This window comes from Acinetobacter sp. (assembly GCF_036659555.1).
GTDB lineage: Bacteria > Pseudomonadota > Gammaproteobacteria > Pseudomonadales > Moraxellaceae > Acinetobacter.
In genome coordinates this window covers 16,240-28,867 of record NZ_JAVXCI010000009.1, presented here as the reverse complement: position 1 = coordinate 28,867, position 12,628 = coordinate 16,240, and the positions used below count along the sequence as shown (strand labels likewise).

At 52.6% G+C, this 12,628-nt stretch carries 17 protein-coding genes and 2 pseudogenes; 12 read left to right on the top strand and 7 right to left on the bottom strand.

The features are described 5' to 3' along the window. The first annotated feature begins 12 nt into the window (after window positions 1-12). Both RSA72_RS02400 and RSA72_RS02395 read left to right on the top strand, forming a co-directional pair. Window positions 13-471, top strand: coding sequence for a DMT family transporter (locus RSA72_RS02400; protein ID WP_332621197.1), 459 nt, complete (start codon window positions 13-15; stop codon window positions 469-471). Between the two features lie 97 nt (window positions 472-568). After that, window positions 569-1,873 (top strand): MATE family efflux transporter, encoded by a 1,305-nt coding sequence (locus tag RSA72_RS02395; RefSeq protein ID WP_332621221.1) that lies wholly within the window; start codon window positions 569-571, stop codon window positions 1,871-1,873. 67 nt (window positions 1,874-1,940) lie between these two features. Here the strand turns inward: RSA72_RS02395 and RSA72_RS02390 are convergent, their stop codons facing one another. Further along, window positions 1,941-2,126: a hypothetical protein gene (locus RSA72_RS02390; RefSeq protein ID WP_332632699.1), complete on the bottom strand. Its 186-nt coding sequence runs from the start codon at window positions 2,124-2,126 to the stop codon at window positions 1,941-1,943. Window positions 2,127-2,195: 69 nt separating this feature from the next. On the opposite strand from RSA72_RS02390, the pseudogene RSA72_RS02385 reads away from it, so the two are divergent. Beyond that, window positions 2,196-2,302 (top strand): annotated as a pseudogene (locus RSA72_RS02385) (HopJ type III effector protein); the annotation flags it as partial. A gap of 302 nt (window positions 2,303-2,604) precedes the next feature. Here RSA72_RS02385 and RSA72_RS02380 read toward each other — a convergent pair. Then, window positions 2,605-2,817 carry a DUF1737 domain-containing protein gene (locus RSA72_RS02380; protein WP_332621196.1) on the bottom strand — a complete coding sequence of 71 codons (213 nt, stop codon included), beginning with the start codon at window positions 2,815-2,817 and terminating at the stop codon, window positions 2,605-2,607. 199 nt (window positions 2,818-3,016) lie between these two features. On the opposite strand from RSA72_RS02380, the gene RSA72_RS02375 reads away from it, so the two are divergent. Both RSA72_RS02375 and RSA72_RS02370 read left to right on the top strand, forming a co-directional pair. Next, entirely contained in the window at window positions 3,017-4,327 is a 1,311-nt protein-coding gene (locus RSA72_RS02375; RefSeq protein WP_332621194.1) for an ABC1 kinase family protein, read from the top strand. 130 nt (window positions 4,328-4,457) lie between these two features. Continuing rightward, entirely contained in the window at window positions 4,458-4,712 is a 255-nt protein-coding gene (locus RSA72_RS02370) for a type B 50S ribosomal protein L31 (RefSeq protein ID WP_332621193.1), read from the top strand. Between the two features lie 119 nt (window positions 4,713-4,831). Here the strand turns inward: RSA72_RS02370 and crcB are convergent, their stop codons facing one another. Then, entirely contained in the window at window positions 4,832-5,209 is a 378-nt protein-coding gene (gene crcB / locus RSA72_RS02365) for a fluoride efflux transporter CrcB (RefSeq protein WP_332621191.1), read from the bottom strand. Between the two features lie 158 nt (window positions 5,210-5,367). Between crcB and RSA72_RS02360 the strand changes: the two genes are divergently transcribed. Beyond that, on the top strand, window positions 5,368-5,700 hold the full coding sequence (locus RSA72_RS02360; RefSeq protein WP_332621190.1) for a HopJ type III effector protein: 333 nt from the start codon (window positions 5,368-5,370) through the stop codon (window positions 5,698-5,700). Between the two features lie 229 nt (window positions 5,701-5,929). Here the strand turns inward: RSA72_RS02360 and RSA72_RS02355 are convergent, their stop codons facing one another. Further along, a complete protein-coding gene (locus tag RSA72_RS02355; RefSeq protein ID WP_332621189.1) occupies window positions 5,930-6,274 on the bottom strand; it encodes a protease inhibitor I42 family protein in 345 nt (114 codons plus the stop codon). Between the two features lie 109 nt (window positions 6,275-6,383). Beyond that, window positions 6,384-6,905 (bottom strand): hypothetical protein, encoded by a 522-nt coding sequence (locus RSA72_RS02350; RefSeq protein WP_332632705.1) that lies wholly within the window; start codon window positions 6,903-6,905, stop codon window positions 6,384-6,386. A gap of 322 nt (window positions 6,906-7,227) precedes the next feature. On the opposite strand from RSA72_RS02350, the gene RSA72_RS02345 reads away from it, so the two are divergent. Next, window positions 7,228-7,851 carry a class I SAM-dependent methyltransferase gene (locus RSA72_RS02345; protein ID WP_332621187.1) on the top strand — a complete coding sequence of 208 codons (624 nt, stop codon included), beginning with the start codon at window positions 7,228-7,230 and terminating at the stop codon, window positions 7,849-7,851. Here RSA72_RS02345 and RSA72_RS02340 read toward each other — a convergent pair. Further along, window positions 7,848-8,441 (bottom strand): hypothetical protein, encoded by a 594-nt coding sequence (locus tag RSA72_RS02340; RefSeq protein WP_332621186.1) that lies wholly within the window; start codon window positions 8,439-8,441, stop codon window positions 7,848-7,850. The genes RSA72_RS02345 and RSA72_RS02340 overlap by 4 nt on opposite strands. 25 nt (window positions 8,442-8,466) lie before the next feature. Next, window positions 8,467-8,934 (bottom strand): Holliday junction resolvase-like protein, encoded by a 468-nt coding sequence (locus RSA72_RS02335; RefSeq protein ID WP_332621185.1) that lies wholly within the window; start codon window positions 8,932-8,934, stop codon window positions 8,467-8,469. A gap of 124 nt (window positions 8,935-9,058) precedes the next feature. On the opposite strand from RSA72_RS02335, the gene RSA72_RS02330 reads away from it, so the two are divergent. The 5 genes and pseudogenes from RSA72_RS02330 (at window position 9,059) to RSA72_RS02310 (ending at window position 12,560) form a co-directional block, all read left to right on the top strand. Further along, window positions 9,059-9,703, top strand: coding sequence for a ParA family protein (locus tag RSA72_RS02330; protein WP_332621184.1), 645 nt, complete (start codon window positions 9,059-9,061; stop codon window positions 9,701-9,703). Window positions 9,704-9,827: 124 nt separating this feature from the next. Continuing rightward, window positions 9,828-10,946 carry an AI-2E family transporter gene (locus RSA72_RS02325; RefSeq protein WP_332621220.1) on the top strand — a complete coding sequence of 373 codons (1,119 nt, stop codon included), beginning with the start codon at window positions 9,828-9,830 and terminating at the stop codon, window positions 10,944-10,946. 108 nt (window positions 10,947-11,054) lie between these two features. Next, window positions 11,055-11,615: a superoxide dismutase [Cu-Zn] SodC gene (gene sodC, locus RSA72_RS02320; protein ID WP_332621183.1), complete on the top strand. Its 561-nt coding sequence runs from the start codon at window positions 11,055-11,057 to the stop codon at window positions 11,613-11,615. A gap of 143 nt (window positions 11,616-11,758) precedes the next feature. Then, window positions 11,759-12,114: pseudogene (locus RSA72_RS02315) on the top strand (YccS family putative transporter); the annotation flags it as partial. Window positions 12,115-12,260: 146 nt separating this feature from the next. Then, window positions 12,261-12,560, top strand: a complete 300-nt coding sequence (locus tag RSA72_RS02310) for a DUF3817 domain-containing protein (RefSeq protein ID WP_332621181.1) — start codon at window positions 12,261-12,263, stop codon at window positions 12,558-12,560. Window positions 12,561-12,628 lie beyond the last annotated feature (68 nt).

Below are 12,628 nucleotides of genomic sequence, written 5' to 3'. Positions count from 1 at the left end.
GACGCAGACAGAATGAAAATAAGTTCTCAGCTCCTGATGCTGATGCCGCTGGCCATGGGCATCGGCATTGCCATGACTTTTCAGACCGCAATCAACAGCCAGCTGCGTGAATATCTGTATTCGCCGCTGCAAGCCGCCCTTTTATCCTTTTTGGTTGGTACAATAGCGCTGGCTGCCATGGTGTTTTTTCAGCCTGCAGAAAAGCCGAACTTGGATACACTCCGGCAAATTCCCTGGTTTTTATGGCTGGGCGGATGCCTTGGAGGCTATGCCATCAGCGTCAGCATCTATACGGCGCCGAAACTGGGCTTTCTGACTTTGTCCGGACTGATCATTTTTGGACAGATTGTGACCTCGATGATTGTTGATCAGTACGGCTTTCTGGGCACTGAAAAAACCCCGATAAACTGGCAGCGCCTTTTAGGCGGCGTGGTGATTTTTACCGGTGTGCTTCTCACCTTACAGCGCTAAACCGTTTTCCGAAGCACCGGATAAAATAGGTATTTTTGTGCAGAATGCTGCGTATGCAACAACCAACCGTTATGAAATAAAAAAACTGCTTCACCTGATGCTGCCGATTCTGGTCACTCAGTTTGCCCAAGCCGGCTTTGGCTTGATTGACACGGTGATGGCCGGGCATTTATCCGCCAATGACTTGGCCGCCATTGCGGTCGGGGTCGGGCTGTGGATTCCCATCATGCTGCTGTTCAGCGGCATCATGATCGCCGCCACTCCGCTGGTGGCCGAAGCCAACGGCGCACGCACGCCGGAAAAAATTGCCGTAATTGCGCGCCAGTCACTGTGGGTTGCGCTGATTTTAGGCATCATTGCCTGCCTGATTCTGCAGATTGCTCCTTTCCTGCTGCCGGTTTTAGGCGTGCCTGAAGCCCTGCTGCCGAAAGCCAGCCTGTTCCTGCATGCTATTGGCTTCGGCATGCCGGCCGTCACCATGTATGCAGCTTTGCGCGGCTATTCCGAAGCGCTGGGCTTTCCGCGCCCTGTGACCGCAATCAGCCTGATTGCCCTGCTGCTGCTGATTCCGCTGAACTTTGTTTTCATGTACGGCCTAGGGCCAATTCCTGAGCTGGGTTCCGCCGGCTGCGGCTTCGCCACGGCGATTCTGCAGTGGCTGATGTTCTTCGCCTTGGCCAGCTATATCTTTAAAGGCAGCGCCTATCAGAAGACCCAGCCTTTTGCCGTGTTTGAAAAAATTGACGGCTACTGGGTCAAGCGCATCTTAAAGCTCGGCCTGCCGATTGGCCTGGCGATTTTCTTTGAAGTCAGCATTTTCAGCACCGCGGCCATTATCCTCAGCCCGCTGGGCGAAATTACCGTAGCCGCCCATCAGATTGCGATTTCCATTACCTCGCAGCTGTTTATGATTCCCATGTCCCTGGCGATTGCCCTGACCATCCGCGTCGGCACCTATTACGGCGAAAAGAATCTGCCGGCCATGCGCAAAGTGCAGTTTATCGGGCTGATGACGGCAACGGTTCTGGCTTTCATTTCCATGGCGCTGCTTTGGCTGCTGCGTTTTGAAATCGTCGCGCTGTACACCAGCGACTATGATGTCGCGGTGGTGGCCGTGTATCTGGTGCTGTTTGCGATTGCTTACCAGCTGATGGATGCATGGCAGGTCAGCGCCGCCGGCTGCCTGCGCGGCATGCAGGACACCAAAGGCCCGATGTGGATTACCATGATTGCCTACTGGATTATCGCTTTTCCGGTCGGCATTTACCTTGCGCGCTTTACCGCAATGGGCGCTGCCGGCGTCTGGGTCGGGCTGATTGTTGGACTTACGGTCGCCTGCGTCCTGCTGCTGACGCGTTTATACATGAATAATCAGCGCCTGCGCCATGGAACTGCATCCTGAAGCAGCTGTGTCTGAGCCCAATTCAGGCGGAATGCAAGGCAGGCAGCTGAAGCCAGTAAAAAGCCTTTCAAATTGATTTTGAAAGCATTGCTGTCCCATCGTTGAGTAAAATCAGCTTCGGATGGGCAAGGAAAGGCTTTTGGCTGCTTACAGCAAATCGCATGGTGCCGGCAGGGATGCCGGCCGTTTTTCTGTGCTGCAGGGATGCAGCATCAGAAAAACACAGGGCTTTTGTTACTTTTGGCCCAGTCAAAAGTAAAAATCGCCTGCACAAAACGAAATGAATTCACAATGCAAAGCGGGGCTGTGCAATCAATGCAGCCATTACGCTGCCGTTCTGGCCACGCCTGAAGACGCAGACTATCAGAATATATCCGCCAGTTTATGCAAAACGGCTGGGACGGCATTCCGTTTGCAGACCAAGCTTTAAAATTGCAGTTCTCCATACGGTTAAACAATGCATTCATGGAACAGCAGCTTTGGAAAGACCCAAGCAGTATCTTGCCTGCGCAAAGGCATTTAAACTTTTAAAGCGAAATGAGGCGATGCAAGCGCTAACGCTTAAGAACGCATAAACCGCCTGCCTTTTTTGCGCCAAAAAAATCCATACAATCATTTTAAATAGCGATTTAAGCCCTGCTGAGGTTGTTATACCCATAATGCAGGACTATGCTGCTTTTGACAGGCTTTTTATCCCAAAAGGCGCTCTGTCCGAATGGATCAAACTGGGCCTACTGCAAATTGCCGATGGCTTTTTTCAGGCCTTCCGGCATTTCTGACTCATCCGCTGCCTCTTTGATGACCACCTGCCCGACTATCACCTCTGCGCCGTTAAAGGTCATGGTCGGCGCGCCATACAGCTCATAGCCCTCATTCAATGCCTTGGTCACGCGGGCGCAGAAATTCACATCATCTTTGCCGGTTAAATATCTGTAAATTTTCATGAAAAATCCGCTTTAATGCTGCTCTTCAGCTTATCTTAAGCTGGTTCGGGAAAAATGTAACGGCAGGATCAAGCCGGAAAACTGACTTTATGCAAAAGAATCAAACAGAAACAAAGATTTAACATTTTAAAGTAGGCAGTGCTGCAATAAGCGCCTATGATCAGAAGCATATTTAAAAAACGAACTTGAGGCATATCACATGGCAAAAACGGCAAAAACGGCAAGCACGCCAGGCCGCCGCTTTATGAAACTTGCCGGCATGACCGCAAGTATTGCAAGCAAAACAGTTTCCAATTCAATTAAAAATTTAACTGCCGATGAAGAGCAGAAAAATGCCTCCCGCAGCAAATTATTTCAGGATATTGGCCTGCAGATTGCGGACACGCTGGGCGAAATGAAAGGCGCGGTGATGAAAGTCGGACAGATTGCCTCGCAGTACAAAGATATTTTTCCGCCCGAAGTCGCCAGAGCCATCAGCAAGCTGCAGCGCCAGGCGCCCGCTATGCCCTTTTCAGAAATCAAAGCGCAGGTTGAAAAAGAACTCGGCAAACCGATTCTAAGCATTTTTAAAAGCTTTGATGAAACGCCTTTCGCCGCCGCCTCTATCGGGCAGGTGCATAAAGCGGTCTTGCCGGATGGCCAGCAGGTGGTGGTGAAAGTGCAGTATCCCGGGATCGATGAAGCCTGTGAAAGTGACCTGAAGCAGGTGCGCCTGGCGCTGCGCCTGATGGGCGTGCTGAAAGTTGACCGCAAGCTGCAGGAACGCCTGTTTAAAGAAATTCAGGAAAGCCTGGACAATGAGCTGAACTATCAGATCGAAGCGCAGAATTTGGCAGTGGCCCGCGCCTTTCATGAAAAGCTCGACAGCAAAATTGTTATTCCCAAAGTCTTTCCCGAATATTCTTCGCGCCATGTGCTGACCCTGAGCTTAGAGCCGGGCGAAAGCATTGAAACCGCCAGCGCCTGGCCTTTAGAAGTGCGCAATGCATTGGGGCGCCGGCTGTTCCGCGCCATGGGGCAGGAAATTTTCTATCTGAAGCGCTTTCACTGCGACCCGCATCCCGGCAACTTCGCCTTCCGCGAGGACGGCACCGTGATTATTTATGACTTTGGCGGGGTGAAAACCCTGTCCAGCGAAATTGTGCATCATTTCAAGCAGCTGATTCATGCCTCGCGCGAGCGCAATGTGACTGAAATTGAAGATCAGCTGGATGCCCTGCATGCGATGGCGGAAAAAGGCAAATTCCCTGCCGGACTGTATCAGCAGTGGCTGGAAGTTCTGATGCGCCCATTGACGACCCATTACGATTTTGCCGAAAACTCAGCGCATCATGACGGCGTAGAGCTGGTGAAAGCCTCATTGAAATACTGGGATGTCTTCAAGCCCTCTCCGGACACGCTGATGGTCAACCGCACCGTTTCAGGCCATTACTGGAACATGATTCATTTGAAAGTGCATGATGACCTGTCCGATGTGTTTGAGGAGCTGGTGCCGCCCCGCAGCGCATGAGCTTCGGAATGCCCGGCCTGCAGTTCCGGCCGGGTAGGATTTATTTTGCGCTGTTTGATTGGCCGTATTTGCATTTTTAATTGTTATGTTATAACATTTCTTTTAATTTAAATTGATGCGGAGAAAAACCATGCGCGCCAACATCCACCCCGAATACCGTGAAGTGCTGTTTCATGACACCAATGCAGACGCATTTTTTGTCATCGGCAGCACCTTAAATACCGCGCAGACCCGCGAATATCAAGGCAAGACGTATCCCTATGTAAGCCTGGATATTTCCAGCGCGTCACACCCGTTCTATACTGGCGAACAGCGTCAGGCCAGCAATGAAGGCCGTGTCGCAAGCTTCAATAAGCGCTTCGCGCGTTTCAAACGCTCACAATAAGTTCATATTCAGTTAAGCTTTGACTTTTAAAGTATAACTATTCAGAAGCCTAAGCCCCTATCCTCCAGCTTAGGCTTCTTTTTTTTGCCTGCTGTTTTCAGCCTGCGCGCTTCGGCTGATTAATGCTTCAGCAGGGCTTGGAACAGATAAAAGCCCACAGCTAAGACCGCCACGCCCATAATCAAGCTGGAAAAAGCGTAGCCGCATGCCAGGCCGCTGTGGCCCTGCTTCAGCAGCTGAAACGTTTCCAGCCCAAAACTGGAAAATGTGGTGAAGCCGCCTAGAATGCCCACCATTAACAGCAGGCGCGCTTCCTGCTGCAGCGCGGGATATTTCTGGCTGAAGGCAAAGAATGCGCCGGCGAGAAAACAGCCCAGCAGATTGACCGACCAGGTTGTCCACGGAAACAGGCCGCCCGGCTTCACCAGCCAAATGCTGGCGCTGTAGCGCAAGCTTGCCCCTATTGCGCCACCTAAGGCGACCAAAAGCCAATTCATCTTGATTCCAAAGTTTAAAATTTCAAAAAATCCACCTGCATGGCGCAGGCAGCGGGTTCACTATAGCGCATAAATTCATAGGAATTCTAATGAACCGGGGCGCTGAAACTTGCTATATTGGCCCAGTTTTCATTTATTTTTTATGCATTGAGGATCTTATGGCTCAACAATTATTAGCCCGGCTGCAGGCCGGCGAAGCGGAATTTTCCGATGTCATCGCTTTCATTGAAGCGCGCTATGCGCACACGCCAACCGCCTTTCAAAACGGCCAGCAGGCCAATGGCGCCAATGAAAATCAAGGCAGCGCCAAAGTTTTTTCCTTCGCGCAATTAAATGGCCTGGATCAGGCGCAAACCTTAAGCCTGTTTGCCGAGCATTACGCTGCCGTGCTGGCCACGCCTGAAGGCGCAGACCATCAGAATATCCGCCAGTTTATGCAAAATGGCTGGGATGGCGTGCAGTTTACAGGCCAAGCTTTAGCTGCAAAATAAACTGCAGCGCTTCATTCCGTTAAATGATGCATTTAATAGCCTGCATCAAATCACGTGACGCCGGCAGGGATGCCGGCCGTTTTTCTGTGCTGCAGGGATGCAGCATCAGAAAAACACAGGGCTTTTGTTACTTTTGGCCCAGTCAAAAGTAAAAAGCGCCTGCGCAAAGCAAAATGAACCCTCAATGCAAAGCGGGGCTGTGCAATCAGTGCAGCAAAAGCATGCCCATTCAGGAAATCCGCACCCTGCACACCCACTCATCAATCGGCTGCTTTTCCCAAGCCCGCGCATGCTTCAAATGCAGCACGGCTTCACCAGCCTGAAGCGCGGTAAAGCGGTAAATTTTTTTGCCGCCTGCGCCTACTATCGGCACATCAGACGGCTGCCGGTCACTCTGATACGTTTCTTTCACCTTAAACAGCTGCGGATTTTCCGCCAGTGACCATGCATAGCCTGTGCTTGGATTCTCATCCAGCACCACTTGCAGCGTTTGGCCGCTGTCCATTTCCAGCAAGGCCGGACAGGACTGCTGGCCGCTGAATACAAGGATTTTGCCGTCAACTGTTGAGCTCATGCTGGCGCATCCGCTGAAACCCAGGCTTAACATTGCCGCCAGCCCAAACGCTTTTATCTTCATTCTTTATGCCTTTTCTCTGTTTTTACTCTATCGCCGCGCGCAGCCGTCAGCTTTTCACCCGCTCAATCCACTGGATTGAGCTGACGCGGAACACCTCGCAGGCGCCGTCACCGCTGTCTGCCGGAGTCAGCGAAGACGTCCATACCAAATCTTTATCTTTAATTTCAACCAGCTCGCCTTTTAGGCGCACCAAATCGCCGCGCTTCACCGTTTTAATCTTTTTGGCAATTTCAGGGCTGGAAGGAATGATGTGCATATTCGACACCATCATCATCGCCTGCTTTGCCGGCACCGGTACTTTATCCATTTTCCAGTTCAAATAGCGGTCATATTGATTGACGCTAATATGGCGGGCGATTTCAGGCTCCGCGAACAGGCCCCAGCTTACAGCATAGTCGATTGGCGAAAATTTTGCCTGTTCATCATCGGTATAAATTTTTGAACCCAAAATGCGGAAGTCGCCGTTGAACGGCTGCAGCACCGCAACCGACTGCCCTTTCGAAGCCGGCGCCAGGCCTTTGGCAATATTGTAATCTGCCGATGCATGCACTCCTGCATTCAGCAGCATGGCTGCAGCTGCACTGAATAAAATACGCTTGATCATCGGTTTTGCCCCTTTGCTGTTGTCCTGCATTCACTTGCGCTGCGCTTTGGCGCATGCCGGCTGAACTTAAGCCTTGATAAAAGGCTGTTCATCAGTTTCGCCCGGCAGGCTGAAATGCAGCTTAAATTCACGGTTTGATGCTTAAACTGTAAGCCTATATTACGCAAGAAGCCTGAAGAAACTTTAGCAACTTGGTAACAATACCGAATTCTGCGGCAAGCCTGCACTTAAACTCAGGCCAAAGTTCGGCTAAGCTGGAGCAAACCGCGATAGCAACAGGGCAGCGATGATCTATAAATTTTACCGGCAGCACATTTTTCCGCATCTGCTCAATCAAGCCATGCAGACCGCCAGCCTGATGGACAAGCGCCGTGAACTGCTGCTGCCGGTTGCCGGCGAAGTGCTAGAGATCGGCTTCGGCACCGGCCTGAATCTGCCGTTTTATCAGCAGGTCGATACGCTGTATGCCTTGGAGCCGAACCCCGCTATTTACCGCCTGGCCGCGCGGCGGGTGCATGAAACGCCCTTTGAAGTGCAGCATATTCAAGCCAGCGCGGAAAAGCTGCCCTTTGCCGGCGCCAGCCTGAATCATATTGTCAGCACATGGGCGCTGTGCAGCATCGCCAATCTTGAACAGGCGTTGGGTGAAATTTACCGCGTGCTGCAGCCAGGCGGCGCACTGCATTTAGTTGAACATGTGCTGCACAGTGAAAACCGCAATATTCAGCGCCTGCAGCAGGCGCTGACCCCGATTCAAAAACGCATTGCGGATGGCTGCCATTTAAACCGCAATATTGAGCGCGCCTTAAAAGATGCCGGGCTGGAGCTGGCGGAGTGCCGGTATTTTGATGCGGAAGGCATTCCAAAAATTGCGCAGCGCATGCTGCTGGCGCGCGCGGTGCGGCCTTAATTCAGCGCCTGAACTGCCGCCACTTTCACAATTGAACAGCTCGGCCTAGGGCGCGGAATGCTCATGCCGACAATAAAAGGCTGCTGCGATTTTCGCTGCTTTACCGCAGCATATTTGCCCTGAATCCGGACAGTTTGCCCAGCTTTCAGCCTGCGCAGCTGGCCGGCGGCCTGGGCGCTTCCGGCAATGGCGCTGATGCTTAAGCTGTCTGCGCGGATGGCTTCATCCGTCAGTCCGGCGCCGGATTCTGCTGTGAACTGGTAGCAGCGGCCTTTCTGATCAAAATTAATTTTCCCGGCCAAGTACGGATTCTTCAGCTGCCCCTGCCCCAGCAGCAGGTCAATGCTGCTGACATAAGCAAGATCATTGAATTTTCCGACCCAAGGCGAAGTGGCGTATAAAGCTGTGCGCGGAGGCCCGTAATAGCGCTTGCCCAGCACCCTGAACTCGCCGGAAAAATCCTCCTGTTCTTCAACCTGAAAGTTTTTCACCACGCCGGCCTGCTCCAGATGCGGAATTTCGCGGAAATATTCCGCCCAAATCCAGATCATGGCGGCCAGCGCGGCAAATGCGCCAAGCAGCTGCTTCATTGCCTTCTCCCCCGCTCCTCATCCGCTAATCGTTAAAGTCTATCCGCACCGTTTCAAAGCGGATGCGCCCGGCGGCGATGGCTTTGGAAATCGCCTGCTGGCCTTTGCTCAGGCGCGCCCCGCCGCTTTTAATATCAATCAGCACCACTTCTATGTCCTCGGGAGATCCGTCACCGTCACGCAGGTCGGTATAGCCGTCAAAGACTATATAATCGACCGGATCGCCTAAAAACTTGGCGTCGCTGGGCAGGTACTGAAATTCCGGCAGCATCGGCGCCAGCTGCTCGGCCATTTTGCCTTTCAGCACGGCGCGGCTGGTATTGACGCTGCGCTTCTGCGCCTGCGCCAGCGCCTGCTGATGCTCCAGCTCCAGTTCCGCAATGTATTTTTCATATTCCGCCCGGATGCGCCCATTGCGGGTATTGCTTAAAATCAGCGTGGCCAGCGCCACACCGATGCAGGCGCCAATCAGCATTGCCATCCATACCGGCATCTTATTTTCCTATTTTAAACCCAGCTTAAGCTGCATTCGCGCTGCGACTTTTGTCATGCGCGCTATCCAGCGCAGAAAAGAATGATATGCTAGCGCTGAGCAGAATAAAATCATTTATAGGGTCATGAAAACAATCTTAGTTGCCAATCAGAAAGGCGGATGCGGAAAAACCATTACAGCCATCAGCCTTGCGTCAGCCTTAGCGCAGAAAGGCTATAAAGTCGCGCTGGCCGATGCCGACAATCAGAAATCCGCACTGCAGTGGCTGAAGCAGCGCCCTGAGCATGCAGCCCCGATTCAGAGCCTGGACTGGCGCCATGAAAAATCGATTGGCGATGCCCCGAAAAGCACCGAATACCTGATTATTGATGCGCCGGGCGCGCTGTCCGGCGAGCATGCCGAACAGCTGGTCAGCGAAGCGCATGCCATCATTACCCCATTGCAGCCTTCATTTTTTGATATTGATTCCACCCGGCGCTTCCTCAAGCATCTGCAGGACATCAAGCGCATCCGCAAAGGCAAAGTGCAGATTCTGCTGCTGGCGAACCGGGTCAAGCCGAACGCCGCCAGCTCCAGGGATATTCAGGACTTTTTCGATAAAATTGAGCAGGAGCCCGCCGTCTGGATTTCAGAGCGCGCCGCCTACGGCCAGCTGGCGATGCAGGGCCTGAGCATTTTTGATAAAAGCCAGAAAAACTATTTGAGCATGCAAGCGCAGTGGCAGCCGCTGCTGAATGCGGTTATCGATGATCCAAGCAATTGGTTTTAATTCAAAATCAGATGTTTAAGCATTAAGCGGCAATAATTGCCCAATACTTGGCGGGCGCGCGTTCTCGCGCGCCGGTTTTTCAGTTAATATGGGTTTCCAACCCTCGCCAGTGATCATGAATTCAGTGCAACAGTACGCGCCTACCTTACAGAAAGTCTTATTGTTCGGGCTGTTTTTCGCCCTGATCTTCCTGAGCTTCAGTGTGCTTAAGTACTTTATTGTCCCTGTGGTGTGGGCCGCCATCATTGCCTACATGACCTGGCCGCTGTATCAGTCCGTGCAGCGCTTCTGCGGCAGCCGCCCGACCCTGAGCGCCACGCTGATGATCCTGCTGGTGATGCTGGTGGTGGGCCTGCCGGTGATTTTCGCGATTTTCCTGCTGCAGCATGAAGGGCGCAATTTATACTATGAACTGCAGAAGCAGGTGTTTTCCGGCCACCTGAATGTGCCGGAGTTTATCCGCCAGCTGCCGTTTATCGGCAAAGAGGTTTCACGCACCCTGCGCGAGCTGAACAATGACCCGAACAGCATGATCCTGTCGGTGCAGCTGTGGATTCAGGGCCATTTAAACTACGGCAAAGTGCTGCTGAATGAAGTCAGCAAAAATATCTTCAAGCTGTGCTTTGCCATCATGTCGCTGTTTTTCTTCTACCGCGACGGCCCAATGATTTTAGGCCAAGTCAGCAAAGCGCTGGAAATGGTGATTGGCCCGCGCGTGCATCATTATTTAGCCACCATTTCAGACACCACCCGCGCGGTGGTCTACGGCATCGGCCTGACTGCGATAGCGCAGGCTATTCTGGCCGGCATCAGCTATTTTGTCGCGGGCGTGCCGAACCCGATGGTGCTGACCATTATCACCTTCCTGCTGGCGCTGATTCCTTTTGGCCCGCCAGTCGCCTATACCTCCGTTGCGCTGTGGCTGTTTTCACAAGGCCAGACCATTGAAGCGATTGGCGTAATGGCTTGGGGCGTCTGCATTGTCAGCACCGCAGACAACGTGATCCGCCCTCTGGTGATTTCCGGCGCGACGCAGATTCCTTTCCTGCTGATCATGTTCGGCGTGCTCGGCGGCATTGCCAGCTTTGGGCTGGTGGGCCTGTTTATCGGCCCGGTGATTCTGGCGGTGCTGCTGGCGATCTGGCGCGAATGGCTGCATGAAGCCAGCATTGAACCGCTGATGATGCCTAAAGCCACCTTGGCGCATGATCTGGATGAGCCGGACGGCAGCGCCCCGAAATAAAGCTGGCGGGCGCGGCAGGCTTTACAATCAAACACTGAATTTTCATGGCATTGCTATTTTCGGTCTGCTTCAATGGTTCAGAACCATAAAAACCGACAGGATGCCCTTATGTCCCCATTATTTAAGCTGTTTAGGCTCAGCACCGCCAGCGCAATGACTGCGGTTCTAGCTTCAGGCTGCGCCACAACAGCGCAGCTTCCGGCTGCAGGCAGCCAGCAGACTGTGGCCATCAACGCGGTCAGCGCGCAAGGCATCGGCGAGAAAATCGGCACGGTGGCGCTGCGCGACAGCGCCGCCGGACTGGTGATTGCTGCCGATTTAAGCCAGCTGCCGCCCGGCCCGCACGGCTTCCATATTCATGAAAAAGGCTCCTGCGCTCCGGCTGAAAAAGACGGCAAAATGGGCGCAGCCTTAGCCGCCGGCAGCCACTACAACCCCACTCAGGCGCCCGGCCACAGCGGCCCGCTGACTGGGCATCTGGGCGACTTGCCACTGCTGAACGCAGCAGCCGACGGCACAGCCAAAGCCACCATGCTGGCGCCGCGCCTTAAAGCAGCGGATATTCAAAACCTGGCCATCATGGTGCATGCGGGCGGCGACAACTATTCAGACAGCCCGAAACCTCTGGGCGGCGGCGGTGAGCGGATTGCCTGCGGCGTGATTAAATAATCCGGCAGCAGGCCATTTTCAAGCAGAACTGAGGATAAGTTCCGAGTTATGCGCAGCCCTGCAGAAATTAAAAACAGCGGATTGATCATCCGCTGTTCTGCTTTTAAATGCGCGCAATCTGCGGGGTATTTTTTGCAGCCTGAATTGACCGCCTGAGCACGGAGCCAAGCCCCAACCGGCAGCTGATTGATTGCGCTTGCCGTTATTTGCTCTACAGCCACAGCCAGCTGAGCTATATTTCAGCGCTGGGCAGCCAGATGCGCAAGTGCTGGATTTCATGCTGTGGTGCAGGGACACTTTGGCGAATGTTGTATTGAAGCAGCAGGCGCTGCCAGAACTGAAAATTCAGCAGAAGCAGCAGGAAATTAAAATGCTGAACGTGCAGGCGTATCTGTCCAGCCATCTGCAGCTGGTGCTGAAGCAGATCAGCCTGCTGCTGGAAATCTTGCCCGAGCTACTGCAACTGAGAACGGAGCTGCTGCGTCAGGAAATTAAATAGCCACGCATTCAGGCCACAGCATGCCCTGCTGCGCGGCGGGGCTGCTCATACAGGATTCCTGTCATTTTATAATCCATCTTTCAGTTCATTTTCAGCGCAATCTTCAGTACACTCAAGATTCATTCTCATTAATTTAATACGTGACCATGAATATTCAAACTCTACGCGCTGTCGGATTTTTGGAAGGCATTTCCTTCCTGCTTCTCCTGTTTATCGCCATGCCGATGAAATACATGATGGGCAATCCCATTTTAGTGAAATATGTCGGCATGGGGCATGGCGTATTGTTTATTGTGTTTTTAATAGTGCTGTTTGCGGTATGTGAAAAGCAGAAATGGTCGCTGAAGGTTTTTATACTGGGTTTAATCGCTTCCATCCTGCCTTTCGGGCCATTTGTGTTTGACCGCAAAATTAAGCATTTAGAGCAGCCGGAAGCCGAAGCTTAAAGCCTTTAAAATGCTCCCGGGCCGTTCAGCATTTTTAATCCTCCCCAATCCTTCTTTTCAAAGGTGAG